This is a genomic window from Bifidobacterium sp. ESL0732 (assembly GCF_029395535.1).
GTDB lineage: Bacteria > Actinomycetota > Actinomycetes > Actinomycetales > Bifidobacteriaceae > Bifidobacterium.
In genome coordinates this window covers 2,065,674-2,086,599 of the sequence record NZ_CP113920.1, presented here as the reverse complement: position 1 = coordinate 2,086,599, position 20,926 = coordinate 2,065,674, and the positions used below count along the sequence as shown (strand labels likewise).

Sequence of the window (20,926 nt, the reverse complement as noted above, 5' to 3'; positions counted from 1 at the left end):
ATGACGGTAGTGTCGCAATGGTGCACTTTGGGATTGCGAACTTGCGCATTGAAGAGCCCTACACCGTGATCAACGGTGTTTTTGCTTGGCGATTCCAGCATGTGAGCCATTGCGTCGGCATGGGAGAGGCAGGGAACAAATAATAAACCTCGTAGCCAAAGTTGCTGACTACGAGGTTACATGGTTTTATCTACTGATGTAATGCATATATGCGCGATGCGCTATCTGCCGGCGCTGGCCTTCATCAGGGCGTCGGTCAGGTATTTGCCGCCGGCCATCACATACGGGGCGTAACGGCGGCCCGGCGAGGGGCCCATGCGGCCGGAGGGGCCGGAGATGGAAATGGCGGCGATGACTTGGCCGGATGAGTTACGGATTGGCGCAGAAACCGAGCAGACGCCTTCCTCTCGTTCATTGACGGAATCGGCCCAGCCGCGGCGACGGACGGTCGCCAGCGTGGAAGTGGTGAATTTGGCGTGGCGCAGGCCCTGATGCAGCCGCTCGGAATCCTCCCAAGCGACGAGTATTTGCGCGGCGCTGCCGGCCTGCATCGAAAGCATGGCGCCGACGGGGATGGAATCGTGTAGCCCGCTGGCGCGTTCAACGGCGGCGATGCATACGCGCTGGTCGCCTTGGCGGCGGTAAATCTGTGCGGATTCACCGGTGCGGTCGAGAAGGGTTTGAAGGATTGGCCCGGCGGCCGTCAGCAAGCGATCTTCACCGGCGGCGGTGGCCAGTTCGGCGAAACGTGAACCGAGGATGAAGCGCCCATGCTGGTCGCGCAGAACGAAACGATGACGTTCCAGCGCGATAGCGAGGCGATGCGCGGTCGGGCGTGCAAGCCCGGTGGCGGCAACGAGTTGACCTAACGTGGACGGCCCGCTTTCGAGGGCCTCAAGAATCTTGACTGTCTTATCGAGGACCCCGACGCCGGAATGAATCTCGTCATGAATAGGGGCGCGATTCGAATTTTGGGCAGCATTGCCGGCTGGTTTGGGCGCGCGTGTATTCCGCGCCGCTTGGGGATCCTTTGATAATGAGTCCATATATGAATATTATACAGTGGGGTCTATCATTTCATTCATCTCACGATATGAAACAAAGATGTCCATATTGTTGACAAACGCCGATACTCGGAAATACACACCACCACAAAAATCCGCGCGGCTGAAGTATTGACGGAGGGACGGCTCCAAAACCAACGATAGGAGGTCGTATGGCAAGCACATTGGCTGAAAAAGTCTGGGCCGATCACCTGGTGTACCAGGGCAAAGACGGTGCCCCGGACCTGATCTATATCGACCTCATGCTCATGCACGAGGTCACCAGTCCACAGGCGTTCGAGGGCCTGCGACTGGCCGGGCGCAAGCCTCGCCACACCGACCTGCTCATCGCCACCGAAGACCACAACACGCCCACGGTCGACATCGACAAGCCCAATCCGGACAAGACCTCCGCCAAGCAGCTGAGTACGTTGGAGAAGAATTGTAAGGAATTCGGGGTGCTGCTGCATCCGCTGGGTGATGCCGACCAGGGTATCGTCCATGCTTTTGCGCCGAACCTCGGCTTGACGCAGCCCGGCATGACCATCGTCTGCGGCGATTCCCACACCTCCACGCATGGCGCGTTCGGGGCGCTTGCTTTCGGTATCGGCACCTCCGAGGTTGAGCACGTCATGGCCACGCAGACCTTGTCGCTCAAGCCGTTCAAGACTATGGCCGTCAACGTCGAAGGCGAGCTGCCCAAGGGCGTGACCGCCAAAGACATCATTCTGGCTATCATCGCCAAAATCGGCATCGGCGGCGGGCAGGGCCATGTCATCGAATACCGCGGTTCTGCGATTCGTTCGCTTTCCATGGACGCCCGCATGACCATCTGCAACATGTCCATCGAGGCGGGTGCCCGCGCGGGAATGATCGCCCCCGACGAGACCACCTTCGAGTACTTGAAGGGACGCCCTTACGCGCCGACCGGCGAGATGTGGGACAAGGCCGTGGCCTATTGGAAGACGCTGCGCACGGATGACGACGCGACGTTCGATAAAGAAGTCACCATCAATGCTTCCGATCTCGCGCCTTACGTCACCTGGGGGACCAACCCCGGCCAAGGTGCGCCAATCAACACCGATGTGCCTGATCCGGCCGATATCGCCGACGCCGAGCAGCGTCAGGCCACGCAGTCCGCTTTGGAATACATGGGCCTGAAGCCCGGAACGCCGATCAAGTCGATTCCGGTGGACACCGTGTTCATCGGCTCCTGCACCAACGGCCGCATCGAGGACCTGCGTGCCGCCGCGTCCGTGATGAAAGGCCAACACAAGGCCGATTCCATCCACCGCGTGCTGGTCGTACCGGCCTCGTCCCGCGCCCGCCTGCAGGCCGAGGACGAGGGGCTTGACAAGATCTTCAAGGATTTCGGAGCGGAATGGCGCAATGCCGGCTGCTCGATGTGCCTCGGGATGAACCCGGATAAGCTCGTGCCCGGCGAACGCTCGGTTTCGACTTCGAATCGTAACTTCGAAGGCCGTCAGGGCAAGGGAGGGCGAACGCACTTGGCTTCGCCGCTCGTCGCCGCTGCCACCGCCATCCGCGGCACGATTTCCAGCCCTGCTGATCTGTAAGGTCCTTGACGATTCATTCGTGCGTAATAGTAACAATTCGTTTTTAAATTTCAGAAGGTTTATCGATTATGGAGAAACTTACGCAGGTCACCGGCGTTGGCGTCCCGCTTCGGCGTTCGAACGTCGACACCGACCAGATTATTCCCGCGGTCTTTTTGAAGCGCGTCACCAAGACAGGCTTCGAGGACGCCCTGTTTTATGCGTGGCGTCGCGACCCGGACTTTATCCTGAACAAGCCCGAGTATCAGAATAAAGGCAAGATTCTGGTCGCTGGACCCGATTTCGGCATCGGTTCGTCGCGTGAACACGCGGTTTGGGCGCTGCGGGATTACGGATTCCGTGTCATCATCAGCCCGCGTTTCGCGGATATCTTCTATGGCAACACCGCCAAGAACGGTGTGCTGGCCGCCATCATGCCGCAGGAAAGCGTCGAGCTGCTGTGGAAGCTCTTGGAAGAAGAGCCCGGCCGCGACATGACCGTAGATCTAGAGGAGCGCACCGTGACTTGCGGCGATGTCACTCTGCCGTTTGAGGTCAATGATTACACGCGCTGGCGCCTGATGAACGGCTATGATGACATCGACCTGACCCTGCAGCATGAGGACGCCATCGCCGACTACGAAAAGATGCGCACTAAGCGCTTCCCGTTCAAGCCCAAGACTCTGCCTGAGCGCCATGCCCCAGAACAGCCGGTAAAGTCCGCTCGCCCGGTGGAAGATGGCTCATGGAATGGGCCTATTGGTGCGTAGCCCCCAACAATATATATCAGTAAAACTTTGCGCGGTTCCCAGACTTACTGGGGTCGCGCAAAGTTGTTTTTCCGTGATGGTTATCGCAAACAATGGGACAGTAAGAATAGCGCCGAATTACGGCTCTATATAAGGGTTTTACATATCTCTGCGAGCTCAAAATTGTGCAATGGAGGCAGGTTCGTTCGGCCTCGGGCGCATTTTCGGCCAAGCTTTACCGAGTCACCACAACCACTGTGGCACACTATGTAGTAGTAAGCTCGCTTAGTAAAGGGCCGACGGAAAGAGGTTGATTTTGGCAGATACTACACAAGACGTCCTACACGTCGAAGGCGGCAAACCGCTCAACGGTACGATCAAAGTACGTGGCGCCAAGAATTTCGTAAGCAAGGCCATGGTGGCCGCTCTGCTCGCGCCCGGCGTTTCTGTGCTCAAAAACGTCCCCGAGATTCGTGATGTCCACGTCGTATCCGACCTGCTGCGTCTACACGGCGCGACCGTGGATTGGGACGATTCCAAGGGCACTTTGAAGATTGACGCGACCAACGTCCGTCTTGCCGACGTGGCCGACGTGGACACCCTTTCCGGTTCGTCGCGTATTCCGATTCTGTTTTCTGGCCCGTTGCTGCACCGTTTGGGTGAGGCGTTCATCCCGCAGCTCGGAGGGTGCAACATCGGCGGTCGCCCAATTGACTTCCATTTGGAGACCCTGCGTAAGCTTGGTGCCAACGTGGACAAGGAACACCGCGACGGCATCCATATCACCGCTCCCAACGGCCTGCACGGCGCGAAGATTCACCTCCCGTACCCGTCCGTAGGCGCCACTGAGCAGACGCTTCTGGCTGCGGTTCAGGCGGAGGGCAAGACCGAGCTTTCCGGTGCCGCCACCGAGCCCGAAATCATGGATTTGGTCGCCGTGCTGCAGAAGATGGGCGCGATCATTTCCGTCGACGTCGACCGCACCTTCCGCATCGAGGGAGTCAAGGCGCTCAAGGGCTTCACGCACACCGCGCTGACCGACCGCATCGAAGCTGCTTCCTGGGCTTCGGCCGCGCTCGCGACTCACGGCGACATTTTCGTTAAGGGTGCTACGCAGCCCGAGATGATGACGTTCCTGAACGTCTACCGCAAGATCGGCGGCGAATTCGACGTCACCGACGACGGCATCCGCTTCTGGCATCCAGGCGGGGACCTGAAGCCCGTGGCCATCGAGACCGATGTGCACCCCGGCTTCATGACAGACTGGCAGCAGCCGCTCGTCGTGGCGTTGACGCAGGCCAATGGCCTCTCGATCGTGCATGAAACCGTCTACGAAAACCGCTTCGGCTTCACCAAGCCGTTGATCAAGATGGGCGCGACCATCCAGCTCTACCGCGAATGCCTCGGCAGCCTGCCGTGCCGTTTCCAGCAGCGCAACTATAAGCATTCCGCCGTCATCTTCGGACCTACTCCGCTAGAGGGGCGCGACATCGACGTGCCGGATCTGCGTGGCGGCTTTAGCCACCTCATTGCGGCGCTGGCGGCCAAAGGTCCGTCGAACGTGCAGGGCATCAGCCTCATCGACCGAGGCTACGCCGACTTCCGCGGCAAGCTCGCCGCGCTCGGTGCCGATTTCGACTGACGGTTCTGCGTTTCTGATTCTTTTTAATCTCCTCGTTAGATACATCAACGAGGAGATTTTATTTTTGGGTATCAGTCATATTTTTTGATTGCATTTTTGAGACAAAATAAAGCAAACTCGTCTCTAAAAGCGTTATGAAAAATATTCAACGCAGGGTTCCTTAAAAAAATGAATCACATATCATAGGATAAGATTTTATGCAAACCGCAAATCCTTAGAGGACTCTCTATCCCCACGTTGTGCACAGAGTTATCCCCATGGTGTGGATAACTTTGTGCGTTGTCCCCAGTGACACGCCCAAAATGTGGATAACATATTTTCTTATCCACAGATAAAAGCCCGTGCGTGTCGCCATGTGAGGCGGAAAGCGAAATGAACATTTTCGCTGTTACGTGTAGAGCTTTGGGGGGAAGCACGCGCGAAACGCTGTTTTTTTACGGTGATTTGGTTAAGCTTGACAGCATGGCAGACGGAAAATCTTGGGACTCAGCGCGTACGAACGGCGACTTCAACACAAGCAAGTTCAACAGTGATACTTCCGCAAACAACGCGACGCTGTTCGACCGCGTTCCTCCGCATGATGATGACGCGGAAATGGCCGTATTGGGCGGAATGCTGATGAGCAAAGACGCCATCGGCGAAGTCTCGCAGATGATTGACGTCTCTGATTTCTACCAGCCCAAGCACCAAACCATCTACGAAGCGATTATCACACTGTTCTCCGCTTCAGAACCGGTAGATGCTGTTCTCGTTGCCAACGCACTTCTGAAGGATGGCAACCTTGAAAAAGCGGGCGGCGTTGATTATCTGCACAGCTTGGTGGCTTCGGTGCCGACCGCGGCCAACGCTACGTATTACGCCGAGATCGTCCACCAGCGGGCCATCCTGCGCAATGTCATCGCCGCCGGCACGAAAATCGCACAGCTCGGCTATTCCGCTGAGGGCTCGCAGGCCGAAGACGTGGTGAACCTCGCCCAGTCCGAGGTCTACGAGATGAGCGTCGGCAAGGTACGGCAGGATTACGAGGCCATCGGCCCGGTGGTTCACGATGCGCTTGACCAGCTCGACGCCCTGCAGAACGGTACCATCGAGAAAGGCGTGCCCACCGGTTTCAAGGGCATCGATGACGAGACGCAGGGTTTGCAGCCCGGCCAGATGATCGTGGTCGCCGGACGCCCGGCGATGGGCAAGTCGACGCTGGGTGTGGATTTCGCGCGTTCGGCCGCGCTGCACAATAACCTGACCACCGTCATCTTCTCACTCGAGATGAGCAAAACCGAGCTGGCGCAACGTATCATCTCGGCCGAAACAGGCATTCCGCTGGTCGCTTTGCGTCGCGCGGACAACGACAGCCTGACGCCGGAACGTTGGAATACGCTGAACGATTTCTGGACCGCCATGCAGAACGCGCCGCTCTTCCTCGACGACAGCCCGAACATGAGCTTGATGGAAATCCGCGCGAAATGCCGCCGACTGAAACAGACCAACGACCTGAAACTGGTCATCATCGATTACCTGCAGCTGATGAGCTCGGGCAAGCAGGAGGAGAGCCGCCAGCAGGAGGTCTCCGGTTTCTCGCGTGCGCTGAAGCTGCTGGCCAAGGAGCTCGAGGTGCCGGTCGTGGCGCTTTCCCAGCTGAACCGTGGCCCCGAGATGCGTAACGACAAGAAGCCGCAGCTCGCCGATCTACGTGAATCCGGTTCGATCGAGCAGGACGCCGACGTGGTCTTCCTCGTCCACCGCCCTGACTTCTACAACGAAGAGGATCGACCTGGCGAGGCCGACATCATCCTTGCCAAGCACCGTAACGGTAAAACCGGCACGTTCCCGCTGGCCTTCCGTGGTGACGTTTCGCGCTTCCAGGATATGCAGACCGATTACAATCAGGGGGTCTGATGCACGGTATGTTGCAAATGGGTCTTTGTCATATCGCTCGATCAGCTCGATCATCTCGATTGGTTCAATCGGATCGATCAGCTCAACTGGCGTTTATACAAGGTCGGTGAATCGTGAATACTCAGGACAGCATCAGCGCAACGGACCCTGCCAGTAATAAGGAAGGCGACATGACGAACGGAACTTCATCGCCTCGCAAGCCGTGGAACGCATTCGCTACCCCGACCATCGGCAAGGCGGTCCGAGGGCTTTCGCGCCTGCTTCACCACGGCGGCAGCGCGTTCCCCGGCAAGGTGGTCGAGACGATTGACCCCGGGTTTCTGGCGCGCACGCTGGGCCAGCTGCGCTACGGCGTGGTGCTGGTTTCAGGTACGAACGGCAAGACCACGACCACGCGCATGATCGCCTCGATGCTGAAGGACCTGGATCTCAAGGTGTTCACCAACCCCACCGGTTCGAACTTCACGCGCGGCGTCGTCTCGGCCCTGCTCACGGAAGTCTCGGCTTCGGGCAGGCTCGATGCCGACATCGCGGTTTTGGAACTCGACGAGGCCTACGCGGTGCATTTCGTGCATCAGGTCAAACCACGCTGTGCTCTGCTGCTGAACGTCATGCGCGACCAGCTCGACCGGTTCGGCGAGATTGACAACACCGCGCGGCTGTTGAGCCACGTTGCCGAGGCCACGACCGGAACGGTTGTTTTGAACCGTGAGGACCGGCGAATCGCGGCGCTCGCAAACGTGGTTCCGCAAGGTACACAGGTTCGGTATTTTGGACTTTCCGACGAGCTGCGCAAGCTGTTCCCCTCCGATGATGACATGCACGCCGGTGATTTGTCGGTCGCTGAAAAAGCCGCGATAAAGGTAGAAGGCGTCAATACCGCGTTGGCCAGCGCCGTTGCGCCGGTGGCCACGTCTCTCTCGCAATCCGATGCGGCAATCTCGCACGATGTATTCGATGCCGATGGCAATAGAATTATCCCCAAACTTGATGCGCGGGAAACGGTTTCCGCCTCCTCGGCCATAGCGGATTCGCTCGCATCAAAACGTCATGCGGACGTGGTGCTGAGCCATGTGGGTGATCACGAGGCGGAATTCGTGATGGACGATGCCGAATTCGAGACCAGAGTTCAGCTTGAGGGAGTCTATAATCTCTTCAATGCGGCTGCCGCGCTCGCCGTGGTTCGCACGGTGACCGAGCACATCGAGAACGCCGATACCACACAGCCCAGGGCCCGTGATGAGAGACTTATGCGGGCGCTTTCACACGTCACCCCGGCATTTGGCCGTGGCGAGGTCATCACCGTCGGCAAGGCGCCGGTGGAGCTTTTGCTGGTCAAGAACCCGATGGGCTTCAGGATGTCGCTCGCGAGCTTCCGGCCCGAGGGACACAAAACGATGATTGTCATTAACGATGAATATGCCGACGGGCGTGACATGAGCTGGCTATGGGATGTCGATTTCACTTCGCTGCGCGGCGCAGGCGTCGAAATGGTTTCGGGCGTGCGGGCTTGGGATATGGCGTTGCGTTTGGAATATGAAGATGTGAAGGTCGCCCGGACTGACACAAATATCGAGGAAGCCGTACGCAAGTTCGTTACGACAGATCCGGGCAAGCCGAAACATATCTATTGCACGTATACCGCGATGCTCAAGGTACGCTCGGAGCTCGGCAAATACGCTAAAGTCGTCGATGCCGGGGTGGGGAAGTGAACGCTATGACCGAGAATCGTAACGAGAAGCAGAACGATACCGTGCAGACTCCGCAAGCTACCAGGCCCATCGATGTCATGTCCATCTATCCGAAGGATATGAACATCTACGGCGACTGGGGCAACGTCTTAACCATCAAACGCCGGCTTGCGCTTTACGGCTATGAGCCGGTCATCCATACCTACAATCAAGGTGATCCGTGGCCGGAGCACGTCGATATGATTCTCGGCGGCGGCGGACAGGATAACGGCCAGAAGAAGATTTCCGAAGACTTCTTCAAGCGCGCGGATATCCTGCGGAAGCTTACGCAAGAGGACGTGCCGATGCTCATGATTTGCGGTATGTACCAGCTGTTCGGCGAGTATTTCGAGACCATCGACGGCACCAAGCTCGACGGCATCGGCATTTTCGGTGTCTATACCGAAGGCCGCGAAACCCGCATGATTGGTAACCTTCTGGAGCATTCCGACCAGTTCGGCGACGTCATCGGCTATGAAAACCATTCCGGCCAGACTTTCCTGCGCGAGGGGGTCCAGCCGTTCGGTCACGTCGACCACGAGGGCTGGGGCAACAATGGCAAAGACGGCACGGAAGGTGCCCGTGTCCACAATGTCATCGGCACCTACATGCATGGCCCGCTGCTGCCCAAGAACCCCAAGGTTTCGGACTTCCTCATCCACGCCGCCGCCACCCATCGCTACGGCGAATTCCGGCCGCAGCAAACGCAAACCCAAAAAACCGAGCTCGCCCATATTGACGAGTTGGCAGCCAACGCTCGCAGGGTCGCCGTAACACGCCCGCGGTAGCGAAATGGTTTTCCTTCATCGTTGACAGATGCTTGGTCGGCGTTTGCCGAATCGACGTGCGTTTTGATTATCGAGGAACGGCTGGTTATCGATTAATAGAAGGCGAATAACGTGTCGATAAGCAAGAAATGGGATATGTCTTCTGTTTGTTTTTGATAGTTGTTTTTGGTAGCCGACCAATCACTCTGACAAACTGGCCTTGCCGCGTTCGTAATATTCCATCGAAGCGACCTTGCCGATGATTCTGAAAGTGCCGTTTTCATAGCACAGTTTGGTTACTGCCGTATTTTGCAGACCGGTGAAATCAGTATCAGGGTTGACGAGGAAAAGGAACTGACGGATGCTGAGTCCAGAACTGACCACCAAAATGTTGCCGGCGTGCTGCTTAACGGCGTCTTCGCCGATACGCCTCATCGCGCGGTTCATTCGTTTGCGCACGTCCGCTGAACTTTCCGCACGATCCTGATCAGCCAAATCCGTGTTGAGTGCGTTTTCGGCATCGAGGTCATGCCAGGCGTCCTGTAGGTCGAGATTGATCTTGGTGCCTCTGTCGGCCAGCGCGGTCGCCATGGAAGAGTATCCGAGGCGCTTCAATCCGGCGAGATTGGTTTCTTTGCTTTCCCTGCCCTCGAAGCTGCCGAAATTGTCTTCGCGAAGATCCGGGTCCTGCTTAACGGCGACAGAGCCATTGCCGGAGTAGTCAAGCGCTCCTCTGGCGGTCTGATAATGCCGTGGCAGCGAACCGGAATAGGCTGCGTTGAAAGTGATGCCCTTGAGGCCGAGTCCGAAGCATTTGATAATTTCATGTCCATGTTGCGTTATCGGGAAATCCGACCATCCTTGCATAAGCCCCATGGTGTTCGAAGTGGTTTCGGTATGTCGCGCCAAATAGATGGTTGGTGATGTCATTTTCTGTCTTTTCTTTCTTTGCTTTTCTCTATGTTCAGGCTTTGAAGATTTCCAAAATATTGGCTCAATCCTAATCTTTTGTCTTTTGGCCTTGATTATTGGTGGTGATGATTCGGACGCTCTATTGACATTGTCGGTCCGAACAAAGACATGCTTGAACACCTGAATAGCATTGCATTTGATGGATGATTCAGATTTTTATTCGTTTCTGGTTGCGCCACGGGTTGTTGTATTTTCCACTGCTGGGATATTCTCTCGGAATGGGCTAAATTAGTAGTAAGGGTGTCACTACTAGCGAAAGAGGAATCATGGCTGATTACAAACTGGGCGACGGGCTGCGCACCGTATTTCTGGCCGGCATCGGAGCATTGGCGACGACCGCTGAAAAAGGGCAGCAAATCGTCGACGAACTGGTCAAGAAAGGCGAGCTGACCGTCGAGCAGGGCAAGACCCTGAACACCGAGCTCAAGCACAAGGCGCAGGAAGTTAAGGACGACTTTAAGGCAGATGAGGCCAAGTCCGAGGGTGAAGACGCGAAGCCTTCTGCTGGCGCTGCTTCCGACGACGAAACCAAAGAAAGCGGAGACAAGGCCGAGTGATTTTGGCATGATTGCCGTTTTCGTTTTTGCTTTCTTTATTTGTTATAGCGACAGCGTGGCGGCGATGTGTCGTATATCTATGTTTGATTTCAGGTGACAATGGCCGATACAGTGCGCAATGCCGCTCTGAAGGGTGACTACGCCCAAAAATCCTCGACAAATGAGGACGAAGAGGCTGCCGTGTCCGATTCTGCCTCGACAACACTTGCACCAGATGATATTGCCGAAGTGAGGAACGCTGAAAATAATTCTCAGGGTGCTGAAAGCTCTGGAGGTGCTAACAGTTCCGCTGGCGAGACTGGCCAGACCCGCAGTTCCAACCAGAACGAAGGCTCTGACGGGGCTGATGAGAGCGGCGAGGCTGACGGGAACAGCGAAGCTGAAGGGTCTCATGAGAACGACGGGTCTCGCGAGGCCGACAAGGTCGACAGTGCTATCCGAACTGAAGATGCCAGTGAATTCAGCCTGTTCGGGCGTCGTCGTGAGTCTTTTGCGCAGCGCTACCACCTGACCCGACGCGGAAAAGCCAAGCGGCTCGGCCAAATCGTGCGCATCATGAGCCAGTTCGACGTCACGAAAGGCCTTACCCCTCGCAAAATGCGGCTGATGCTGGAAGCGCTGGGTCCTACCTTCGTCAAAGTCGGTCAGATGCTTTCGATGCGTTCGGAGATTCTGCCACAGCAATATTGCGATGAACTGGCGAAACTGCGCGCCGATGCCGACCCGATGCCTTATCAGACGGTGGTCGAAACGTTGGAACAGGAATACGGGCGTCCGGTCGATGAGATTTTCGCCGACATCGATCCCAAGCCGTTGGGTTCCGCTTCCTTGGCCCAGGTGCATCGCGCCACCCTGGTCACCGGCGAGGATGTCGCCGTGAAGGTGCAGCGGCCGGGCGTGCGGCAGACGATGGCGCAGGACGTCTCCATCATGCGTTCGATTGCCAAGGCCGCCACGCGCTTCATGGGCTCCAGCATGCAGGTGGTCGACCTCGGCGGTGTGGTCGAAGAGCTTTGGGACACGTTCGAGGATGAGACGGATTTCCTGATGGAGGCGCGGCATCTCGCGGAATTCAAGCGTTTCTGCGAACCGTACCGCTATATGGACTGCCCGAAACCGTATATGGACCTGTGTACCCAGCACGTCGTGGTGATGGATTATATCGACGGCATTTCGTTGAACCATACCGGCAAACTCATCGAGGAAGGCTACGATTTGAAGGAAATCGGCACCAAACTGGTCGACAACTATGCGGCGCAGATCCTCGACAACGGCTTCTTCCATGCCGACCCGCACCCGGGCAACGTCATCATTTCCGGCGGCAAGATCGTGCTGATCGATCTGGGGATGGTCGGCCGTCTCGACCGCAAAACGCGCCAGGTGCTGCGGCAGATGATCTTCGCCGTGGGCAAGCAGGATTCGCCGGCGCTCGCCGACGGGTTGCTGAGGTTTGCCGACGTCCAACCTGATTCCGAGGATTATCCGCAGCTGTTGAGCGATCTTGACGTGATCGTGGAGGAATATGGCAAGGTCGATCTCGCCGATCTCAACATCGCCGAGTTCGCGATGGCGCTGACCAATCTTGCGCAACGTCACGGCATCGAGGTCCCTTCGACCATTACGACGATGAGCCGCGCGATGGTCACGCTCGAAGGCACTCTGGACGAGTTCATTCCCGACGTCAACATGATTCAGATCATCACCGACCATGCCACCACCAGCAAACGCTTGGACGAGGTCGCCGCCGACGAGATCAAGTCGCTTGGCATCGAAGGCAATAAGGCGCTGCACGGGTCGCTCGATGCGCTTGCGGAGAGCAAGGTCGCCATGCGTATGCTCACCCGCGGCCAGCTGCGGATGAACATGGAGATCGTCGGCAGTGAGGAGCCGCTGAAGCAGATTTCCGACATGATCAATCGCCTGACCATGGCGCTGATTGTGGTCGGCCTGTTCGTCGGCTCTTCCATCGTGTATTACGCCGGTATGAAGCCTATCGTCTTCGGCATCCCCGTGGTCGGTTTCATGGGCTACGTCGTCGCGTTCATCCTCGGCGCCTGGATCGTCTTCGATATCTACTTCAAAGGCCGCAAAGCCAAAAAAGCCGCCAAAAACAAATAGCGGCGAACGTGTTCGCATCGAGTGAACCGTTGCCAATTTGTCGAATTTAGTAGACGTATCCGCTATATGGATGTGTGTGGTTATAGGCCAGAATACTTGGCTGATAACCTTCATCTTCAGATACAAGGAAAGCCTTTCCGAAACGTTGCTCGGAAAGGCTTTCTAAAAACGGATAAATCCAGCTGGATCTTGCCTCAGTCGATCAGACCATAGAGACGGTCGCCGGCGTCGCCGAGACCGGGGACGATGTAACCGTGCTCGTTCAAGTGATCGTCAACGGCGCAAACCACAACCTTCAGGTTGATGCTGGGGTCGAGAGTGTCTTCGACGCGCTTCAAGCCTTCGGGAGCGGCGATGATGTTGATGGAGGTGATGTCCTTCGCGCCGCGCTCGATGAGATAGTGTGTGGCCGCGATGGTGGTACCACCGGTGGCGAGCATCGGGTCGAGCAGGAAGACCTGACGGCCGGTGAGGTCTTCAGGCAAGCGGTTGGCATAGGTGATGATGTCAAGCGTGTCCTCGTCGCGCTTCATCCCCAGGAATCCGACTTCGGCGGTGGGCAGGAGCTTGGTCATGCCGTCAAGCATGCCGAGGCCGGCGCGCAGGATCGGCACCACCATGGGGCGCGGGGAAGCGAGGTATTTGCCGGTCATCTTGCACATCGGGGTCTCGATCTCCTTGTCGACGACGTCGAGATCTCGCGTCGCTTCGTAGGCTTCGAGCGTGACCAGCTCGCTGACGAGTTCGCGGAAGATATTGGAGGGTGTGTTCTTGTCCCGCAAAACGGTGAGCTTATGCTCGACCAGCGGGTGATCCAAAACATGAAGTTGCATACTTCTAGGATATGCCCAGCCGTGGTTTTTAGGAAATTGAGAAACGTAAATATTGTAAACGACTCGCGATATTGTGCCGAGAATAAAGTAAAACGCTGAACCGCGAAAGCGCCTGTCGGCGCGAACGCCGCTCGCAGCGGCAAAAAATGAAGCCCGGGGCTTAAGCACGGTCCAGCGCGCCTCTAAGTATAACGGGTCATCCTGCCTTTACACGCCGAGCGCGTAAAGTACGGTTTTTAAGCATTGCGCCACGCGGAATTACTCAAGTTTTCCTTGACGCCACAGGCTCGCTCCGTGGCGGAAATCCGCGGAAGTCGTCATCAGATTGCTGCCGGTGTGCAGGAGTCGTGCAGCGACTGTACGTGGGTCATTGGATGCCGGACCAGCCGAGCTTGCCGGACCTTTGCCCGAACGGTAACGGTCGTCGGCATCGTGCAAAGCGGAATTGTAGCGATTGGCGGCTGGGTCGTTGCGGTCGCTGTCGCCATAAGCTGTGCCATGCTTGTCGTAACGATTGAGCTCGTCTTGACTTGCGGAGTTATTGCCGGTTTCAGCTTGATTTGCGACGTGTGGAGTGCTGTTGTGGCCAGCGCCGCTGTTTTCTCTATCATCGGAACTATCGACGGCTTCATTGGCAACCCGTTGGGCCGCTTCTGCTGCTTCTACTTCGCGCTGCAGGTCGCGCATATGCGCTTCACGACGGGCGGCTTCTGCCGCTTCTACCTTGCGAGCCTTGCTGGTTAGCATCTTCGCACGAATCGCGAGACCCCTGGCTATCACATCGATGAAAGCGGAGGCACGTTCGAGCGCGACGGCGAAATCGCCGGTGAAAGCTCCGGAAAGTATCGAATCCGCAGTGTGCACGATATCTTCGGAAGTGGGGGGAGTGTCAACACCAGCGATGGCCGAAGCGGCCGTGTCCTCGGGCTCCGCGATACGGTACAGGCTTGCCAGCGATTGCTGATTCTTGCGCATCCACGTACGCAGCAGATACAACCGCCAAAGGATGCCGGGCAGGGAATCGGGCTCCGACCTGCTCCACAGCTCGGCGATGATATCGACACCTTCGCGGTCGACCAGCGTGAGCACACGCTGCACGATTTCAGGGTCTTGCGTATGGTGCACGCGGTCGAGCATGGCCTGCGCCGAGGCGTGGCTCATCTCGTTGATCTCCTCCGGGTCCATGCCGCCAGCCATCTTCTCGGTCAACGCCGGGTCGAGTTGGGCTGGACGGGCCGGACGCGAAGATCCCGTTCGCGCGGGAGCGAAGCCTGGATGCGCGGAATTAACGGAACCGGAACTGTAATGCACTGGGTTAGTAGACAACTGGAGCCATTCTTTGAATATCGATGATACGCGGGCCTTCCGCGTCTTTCACGATGAACAATGCTACCGCATTACCTGTGGGCATATAAGGCGACTTAGCGATAAGCTGCTTGGCCAATGATTTTGAGGCACACATGGCGCGCAGATGTTCAAAAATGTCGCCGATTACAGGTCGGTGCATGCAGATCGCGGTAGTCCGGCTGTATTGTTTTGGTGCGTTCATCGGCGCGGACGCCGCCTTTTGCCTCGATTCTGGAGGAACCGCAGCATTGCCGGCGGTATTCTCCGATTGAAGATCGGAATCACCGGTGTCGCTGATTTTGACCACGGCCTTGGTGCCGGCTTGCACCGCACATTTCGCAGCGGTTAAACCATCGGTTTCGGCAAACAGATCATCGATGACCTTACGTACGCATTGCCAGGTCGCCTCGGGGTCGGCCGCAAAGGCATCTTCGGTCAGTGCCGGAAGTTGAGTGATTTCAAGTCCCGTATGCCAGGCGTATGGTTCCAACGTCTCCATGCAGCGAAGCCAAGGGGATGAAGCGAGTTTTTGCGGAGCATAGCAGCCCAATTCCTGATTGAGTGCAAAACTTGCTGCAGCGCCGCGGGGGATGATAGGACGGTCAGCATCGGTGCCGTTCCACTTTTTGCGGGCCACCGCTTTGCTATGACGGACGATAATCAGTTTCTGAGCCTTGAGCGCGCCCTCCTGGATGCGGTCGACGAATTGGTCGAGGATATCGCGGTCAAGCGGGTGCGAAAGCAGTTTTCGGGCTTGGGGGATGGTCAGCCATCTCACCTCGTCGATTTCGCTGGTTTTCGCGTGCTTGATGGTGCCAACGACCTGTTCTCGGCTTTTCGCGGTTTCCGGCGCAATCGGATGGGCCATCCAATAAACAACATGCTTGGTGTAGATTGTTGCGGTTTTGGATCCTGTTTTGGTGTGTTTCGATTTTTTGCCTTCGGCGTTGAGCGGATACTCGACTTCACCGATGCTCGGGCCCAAGGCCACCGGTACTCCGGTTTCCTCTTCCATTTCACGTATTGCCGCATGACGGCTGGATTCGTGCTCTTCGAGTTTGCCTTTCGGCCAGCTCCAATCGTCGTATTTCGGACGATGTACCAGGCAGACTTCCAGTTGTGTGATGATGGCGCGGAAGTGGATTTCCGCTTCGCTCAAAGGCAGTTTGTGCTTCTGTCGCTTGCGTTTGCTGGTACTATGAGAGGCTCGTGCCTCGGCGAATTTGCTTGCTTTTTCGGCTCGTTCGTCGAGGCTTTTGGCCTTACCGGTGGCAATCCAACGGTAAGGTATCCCTCCCGCTGATTCAACGACATGTGATGGTTTGAGCTCGGAGGTCATCTACCGCCCACTTCTCGATTGTTACTTGCGGCCACGTTGATGGGTCTTGATCAGCAGCTCCTGGCAATCGACCAGAGGCTTACCGTCTTTATCATGCGAATGACGAATATAGGTGCCGTCCGGCTGCATGTGCCAGGACGAGGTGGTATCGGCCATCTGTAGATCGACGTAATCGATCAGCGACGCGACTTCCTCGGGGTCGGTGATGCGTACCAGTGCCTCCACGCGGCGGTCGAGGTTGCGGTGCATCAGGTCGGCGGAACCGATCCAGACTTCCGGTCCGGCTGCCGGCCCCTCGCCGATTTGTGGGCCCGCGGAATTGGCAAAGGCGTAGATGCGGCTGTGCTCAAGGAATCGGCCGAGGATGGAGTGGACGCGGATGTTCTCGCTCAAGCCCGGAACCCCCGGCTTCAGACCACAGATGCCGCGAACGACGAGGTCGATTTTCACTCCGGCCTGGCTGGCACGATAGAGTGCGTCGATGGTCTTTTCGTCGACGATGGAATTGACCTTGATTTTGATCCAGGATTCGTGGCCGGCGCGTGCAGCGTCTTCCTCACGACGAATACGCTGGACGAGTCCGCTGCGGCAGGTGCGCGGGGCGACCAGCAGGCGATGGAAGCTGGAACGCGGGGCGTAGCCGGAAAGCTGGTTGAACAGACGTGTCAGGTCTTGTCCAACCACCGGATCGCAGGTCAGTAGGCCGAGGTCGGTATACTGGCGAGCGGTCTTCGGGTTGTAATTGCCCGTGCCGACGTGGCAGTAGCGACGCAGACCGTCCGCCTCCTGGCGCACGACCAGGGAAAGCTTGCAATGTGTCTTCAGGCCCACAATGCCGTAAACCACGTGAACGCCGGCGCGTTCGAGCTTGCGCGCCCAAGCGATGTTGGCGTCCTCGTCGAAACGTGCCTTGATCTCGACCAGCGCCAAGACCTGTTTGCCGGCTTGCGCGGCGTCAACCAGTGCGTCAATGATCGGCGAATTGCTGGAAGTACGATAGAGCGTCTGCTTGATGGCCAAGACTCTCGGGTCGGCCGCGGCCTGCGCCAGGAAGGCCTGCACCGAAGTGGAGAACGAATCGTAAGGGTGGTGCAGAAGGATGTCGCGCTCGCGGATGGCGGCGAAGATGTCCTGTGCACGGCTGGATTCGACCGTGGCGATCTGGCGATTCGTGGTGGGAATGAAGGGCTTGTTCTTGAGGTCTGGTCGGTCGATGTCCTGCAGCTCGAACATCAGCTTCATGTCAAGCGGAGCAGGCAGACGGAAAATCTCATCCTCGCTGACACGCAGACGGCGTGCCAGAAGTTGAGAGAGGAACGGACTCGTGGCATCGCTGATTTCGAGGCGGATCGGCGGCCCGAAACGACGGCGCAGCAGTTCCTTCTCCATGGCGTTCAGAAGGTTCTCGGCGTCATCCTCTTCGACGTCGATGTCCTCGTTACGGGTGACGCGGAACGAGCGTGCCTCCTTGATGATCATGCCTGGGAAGAGCGATTCGAGGTGGGCGATGATGAGGTTCTCCATGGTGATGAAGCCATAACGTTCCTCGCGGCTTTCCTCGTCGGTCAGATCATCGACGGGAACCAAACGGTTCAGATTGTCGGGAACCTTGACGCGCGCGAAATGCGTCTTCCCGCTGTTCGGGTTCTCCACCAAAACAGCGAGGTTGAGCGAGCCTCCGGAAATGTAGGGGAACGGGTGCGCAGGGTCGAAAGCGAGTGGCGTCAACACGGGGAAGACCTGCTGGCGGTAATAGCGCGAAAGGCGTTCCTGCTCGGCACTGGTGAGCTTGTCCCAACTCAGCAAGACGATGTGTTCTTTCGCCAGCTCGGGAAGGATGTGTTTGATGGCCTCGTTGGCGTGCTCGGTCTGCAGCTCGTGAGCGGTCTCGCTGATCGAACGCAGTTGTTGCCGTGGGCTGAGACCAGAGGCGGAGGTCACGGCAATGCCGGTGTCGATACGACGTTTGAGGCCAGCAACGCGAACCATGAAATACTCGTCGAGATTCGAGGCGAAAATACCGGCGAAATTGGCGCGTTCCAGCAGCGGGACTTCAGGGTCCTCTGCCATCTCAAGGACGCGTTTGTTGAATTTGAGCCAGCTCAGCTCGCGGTCGAAATAACGGTCTGCGGGCAGCGGTTGCTCCTCCGGTAGCGCCTTACGCTTGTCGGACTTCTCGGTTTCGGCGATATGCTCGGCGATTTGGCTGCGGAGCAGGGCCTTCGAGGGTGCGTCAAAAATCTGTGCCATATCCCTACTCTAAGCATTGCCGTAGAGCTATGGAAGCATGGAAACGCAAAATTCACCATATTGTGGATAACTAATTTTTGTACACCGTCATTTGCCTGAACTGTGCATGAACAAAACATCTTATTTCGTCATTTTTCTTGCATATTTCCATCAGTTACGCTGCAGGAATAGCGGGGTGACAGAAACGCACAATCGATACTTTGAAAAGAACAAATCACGACATTTTATGTGCATTACAGGCGACAAGGAAACGTTAGTTACCAATAGTGCACAAATTGCGTTTTCGATTTGTGCGTGGCAAGCAGATGGTACATAATATGAACTACAAGCACAATTGAACAGAGCAGATCCACAAAAAGACAAGGTCTCGATGACTATTACGTTGAACGGGCCGATGATAAAGCTTTCCGTTACGACGATGGAGTTGTGAAGATATCTGCTTTTCAATTGGACTTGTTAGGAGACCCGCTTCGGCGGGTCTCCTTTTACGTTCAGCACAATTTCATGCGTCGTATAAGTCTTATTTAGTGTCTTGCGAACTTATAGTTTGAACGACTTGTAGATATTCCGACCGGAGATTCACAAGGTGGCGCGCTCGTAGTCTGTGCCATCTAAACTGAAAACCATGACTGACGATTCCAATGCGCAGGCAGTACCAACCGGCAATTCCGACGAACCCAGGCAGCACGATCAGAGAAAAATCGAGATTCCCGTGCCTCCTCGAGTTCAGGTTGCAACGCCGGCTTCCTCTCAGAGCGCTGGCCTAACCCCTGGTACAAAGCAGGAACAGGCAAGCCAATCCGCGGGTAGGTCATCTACGGATGGCCAATCCAAGAGGGACCCTTTATCTGCGCCAGCGAAAGAATCGCTGAATAGCTCTTTGAATCAGGTTCAGCCTATCTATGATTCGTTCACCGAATCAGCGACTTCCAGCCAGCCTGAACCGGTGAACTTTGTTGCTTTTGGCAATGAAAACGAGGCATTCGACGGCGATGACAAGGTCTCGGCCAATAGCGCTTTTGCTGTCGGCGCAAGTACAGGTAAAACCAATGTCGAATTTTCCGCTGCAATCTCGAGTGGAGATGCTTCCAAAGACGCTTCCGGAGGCGAAGACGAGATTGAAAAGGGACTTGCCCAGATTGACCCGCTGACCATCCATCCGCGTGTGTCCAGCTGTATTCTCGCGGTGGCACTTGCTTTGGTCTGCTTCGCGGCGGCGGCTGGGGTGTACTGGTTCGGCGTGCACACCTTGGAAGGTCAGAATTTCGATGAAATTGTATGGCAAAATCTCAAAGGTGTTGCTCCGTCTTGGATTGTCGGGGTTTCCCAGGTATTGAGCTACAGGGCTACGATCCCCGCAATCAGCTTGCTGGCGGCCTTGGTCGCCTTTATCGTTGCCGCGGTTCGCAAACGTTGGTGGTTGTTGGGGCAGATTGTGGTCTTTGGCATCGTCGCTTACGGCGCCTCATGGCTCAAGCGCATTTTGCCGCGTCCGATGATTACGCGCACTGCTTCTTTGCATAGCAATACGGCTCCGTCGGGGCATACCTTGCTCGCCGTTGCTTGTGTGTTGGCATTGCTCGTCGCGGTCCCGCGGGTCTGGAGGGCGTTGGTCGCGGTGCTTGGGGGAGTGTATAGCATCCTTGTCGCGGCTTCTGTGGTCATTTGCCGTTGGCACCGCCCGTCCGATGCGCTGATGTCGCTTCTGATCGGTGGAGGACTGATGATGCTTGCTCTCGCGTTCACGCGTAAATCCGGAATGGATAGCCCCGGCAGCCGTATGTCGTCGGCCAGCATACAGATTGTCGGCAGCATCATGATTACGTTCGGCGTGGTCTCCTGCGTTTATGCAGGCTACATGCTCTGGCAGATCTACCCGGGACTCGGCATGATGGCGATGTGGGCCAAGAACGGCGCGTGCGCGTTGACTATGGCCGCTATCCTCGGCGTGGGCTGCCTGATGTTCGGTCTCACGCTTGCCGTGCGCCAGCTCACTGCGTCACCGTTGACGCGGCTTGGACTGGTTGGTGCGCCTCCGGCTCCGCCGCAGAAGTAATCGCGCTTTTTACTGTTGTTCCTGAGCCTTTGAAGAAATGAGCATCGGTTGGTCGGAAAGTCTCTATTTTT

Annotated in this window: 14 protein-coding genes and 1 pseudogene; 9 read left to right on the top strand and 6 right to left on the bottom strand. The window is 56.8% G+C overall.

The genetic code is table 11. The annotated features are described in order from the left end of the window. Positions 1-221 precede the first annotated feature (221 nt). Positions 222-1,046 (bottom strand): IclR family transcriptional regulator, encoded by an 825-nt coding sequence (locus tag OZX70_RS07975; protein WP_277180557.1) that lies wholly within the window; start codon positions 1,044-1,046, stop codon positions 222-224. A gap of 170 nt (positions 1,047-1,216) precedes the next feature. Here OZX70_RS07975 and leuC point away from each other — a divergent pair, with 170 nt between their 5' ends. From leuC to OZX70_RS07945, 6 genes are all read left to right on the top strand, one after another. Next, positions 1,217-2,620, top strand: coding sequence for a 3-isopropylmalate dehydratase large subunit (gene leuC / locus OZX70_RS07970; protein WP_277180555.1), 1,404 nt, complete (start codon positions 1,217-1,219; stop codon positions 2,618-2,620). Positions 2,621-2,688: 68 nt separating this feature from the next. Continuing rightward, positions 2,689-3,369 (top strand): 3-isopropylmalate dehydratase small subunit, encoded by a 681-nt coding sequence (leuD, locus tag OZX70_RS07965; protein ID WP_277180553.1) that lies wholly within the window; start codon positions 2,689-2,691, stop codon positions 3,367-3,369. A 295-nt stretch (positions 3,370-3,664) separates the two neighbouring features. Further along, a complete protein-coding gene (murA, locus tag OZX70_RS07960; RefSeq protein WP_277180551.1) occupies positions 3,665-4,990 on the top strand; it encodes a UDP-N-acetylglucosamine 1-carboxyvinyltransferase in 1,326 nt (441 codons plus the stop codon). Positions 4,991-5,452: 462 nt separating this feature from the next. Next, entirely contained in the window at positions 5,453-6,886 is a 1,434-nt protein-coding gene (gene dnaB / locus OZX70_RS07955; RefSeq protein WP_277180549.1) for a replicative DNA helicase, read from the top strand. Positions 6,887-7,056: 170 nt separating this feature from the next. Next, on the top strand, positions 7,057-8,598 hold the full coding sequence (locus OZX70_RS07950) for a Mur ligase family protein (protein ID WP_277182180.1): 1,542 nt from the start codon (positions 7,057-7,059) through the stop codon (positions 8,596-8,598). 77 nt (positions 8,599-8,675) lie between these two features. Next, on the top strand, positions 8,676-9,404 hold the full coding sequence (locus tag OZX70_RS07945; RefSeq protein WP_277182179.1) for a glutamine amidotransferase: 729 nt from the start codon (positions 8,676-8,678) through the stop codon (positions 9,402-9,404). Between the two features lie 180 nt (positions 9,405-9,584). On the opposite strand, the gene OZX70_RS07940 is transcribed toward OZX70_RS07945, so the two are convergent. Beyond that, positions 9,585-10,313: a histidine phosphatase family protein gene (locus OZX70_RS07940; RefSeq protein ID WP_277180547.1), complete on the bottom strand. Its 729-nt coding sequence runs from the start codon at positions 10,311-10,313 to the stop codon at positions 9,585-9,587. Between the two features lie 308 nt (positions 10,314-10,621). Between OZX70_RS07940 and OZX70_RS07935 the strand changes: the two genes are divergently transcribed. Both OZX70_RS07935 and OZX70_RS07930 read left to right on the top strand, forming a co-directional pair. Then, complete coding sequence (locus OZX70_RS07935) at positions 10,622-10,912, top strand: phasin family protein (protein ID WP_277180544.1); 291 nt, start codon at positions 10,622-10,624, stop codon at positions 10,910-10,912. Between the two features lie 99 nt (positions 10,913-11,011). Further along, on the top strand, positions 11,012-13,030 hold the full coding sequence (locus OZX70_RS07930; protein ID WP_277180541.1) for a lipopolysaccharide core heptose(II) kinase RfaY: 2,019 nt from the start codon (positions 11,012-11,014) through the stop codon (positions 13,028-13,030). Positions 13,031-13,224: 194 nt separating this feature from the next. Here the strand turns inward: OZX70_RS07930 and upp are convergent, their stop codons facing one another. The 4 genes and pseudogenes from upp to OZX70_RS07910 form a co-directional block, all read right to left on the bottom strand. Further along, entirely contained in the window at positions 13,225-13,863 is a 639-nt protein-coding gene (gene upp / locus OZX70_RS07925) for a uracil phosphoribosyltransferase (protein WP_277180539.1), read from the bottom strand. 729 nt (positions 13,864-14,592) lie between these two features. Next, a pseudogene (locus OZX70_RS07920) lies at positions 14,593-15,174 on the bottom strand (hypothetical protein); the annotation flags it as partial. 4 nt (positions 15,175-15,178) lie between these two features. Next, positions 15,179-16,549, bottom strand: coding sequence for an NUDIX hydrolase (locus tag OZX70_RS07915; RefSeq protein WP_277180536.1), 1,371 nt, complete (start codon positions 16,547-16,549; stop codon positions 15,179-15,181). Between the two features lie 21 nt (positions 16,550-16,570). Next, positions 16,571-18,799 carry an RNA degradosome polyphosphate kinase gene (locus OZX70_RS07910; protein ID WP_277180534.1) on the bottom strand — a complete coding sequence of 743 codons (2,229 nt, stop codon included), beginning with the start codon at positions 18,797-18,799 and terminating at the stop codon, positions 16,571-16,573. A 625-nt stretch (positions 18,800-19,424) separates the two neighbouring features. Here OZX70_RS07910 and OZX70_RS07905 point away from each other — a divergent pair. Then, positions 19,425-20,855 carry a phosphatase PAP2 family protein gene (locus OZX70_RS07905; protein ID WP_277180532.1) on the top strand — a complete coding sequence of 477 codons (1,431 nt, stop codon included), beginning with the start codon at positions 19,425-19,427 and terminating at the stop codon, positions 20,853-20,855. Positions 20,856-20,926: the final 71 nt, after the last annotated feature.

Excerpts from the sequence above, each read along its gene's own strand:
- OZX70_RS07940 (WP_277180547.1), bottom strand. The coding sequence starts at position 10,313 with ATGACATCACCAACCATCTATTTGGCGCGACATACCGAAACCACTTCG.
- OZX70_RS07910 (WP_277180534.1), bottom strand. The coding sequence starts at position 18,799 with ATGGCACAGATTTTTGACGCACCCTCGAAGGCCCTGCTCCGCAGCCAA.
- OZX70_RS07950 (WP_277182180.1), top strand. The coding sequence starts at position 7,057 with ATGACGAACGGAACTTCATCGCCTCGCAAGCCGTGGAACGCATTCGCT.
- OZX70_RS07905 (WP_277180532.1), top strand. The coding sequence starts at position 19,425 with ATGACTGACGATTCCAATGCGCAGGCAGTACCAACCGGCAATTCCGAC.
- dnaB (WP_277180549.1), top strand. The coding sequence starts at position 5,453 with ATGGCAGACGGAAAATCTTGGGACTCAGCGCGTACGAACGGCGACTTC.
- leuC (WP_277180555.1), top strand. The coding sequence starts at position 1,217 with ATGGCAAGCACATTGGCTGAAAAAGTCTGGGCCGATCACCTGGTGTAC.
- OZX70_RS07930 (WP_277180541.1), top strand. The coding sequence starts at position 11,012 with ATGGCCGATACAGTGCGCAATGCCGCTCTGAAGGGTGACTACGCCCAA.
- OZX70_RS07915 (WP_277180536.1), bottom strand. The coding sequence starts at position 16,549 with ATGACCTCCGAGCTCAAACCATCACATGTCGTTGAATCAGCGGGAGGG.
- leuD (WP_277180553.1), top strand. The coding sequence starts at position 2,689 with ATGGAGAAACTTACGCAGGTCACCGGCGTTGGCGTCCCGCTTCGGCGT.
- upp (WP_277180539.1), bottom strand. The coding sequence starts at position 13,863 with ATGCAACTTCATGTTTTGGATCACCCGCTGGTCGAGCATAAGCTCACC.
- OZX70_RS07975 (WP_277180557.1), bottom strand. The coding sequence starts at position 1,046 with ATGGACTCATTATCAAAGGATCCCCAAGCGGCGCGGAATACACGCGCG.
- OZX70_RS07935 (WP_277180544.1), top strand. The coding sequence starts at position 10,622 with ATGGCTGATTACAAACTGGGCGACGGGCTGCGCACCGTATTTCTGGCC.
- OZX70_RS07945 (WP_277182179.1), top strand. The coding sequence starts at position 8,676 with ATGTCCATCTATCCGAAGGATATGAACATCTACGGCGACTGGGGCAAC.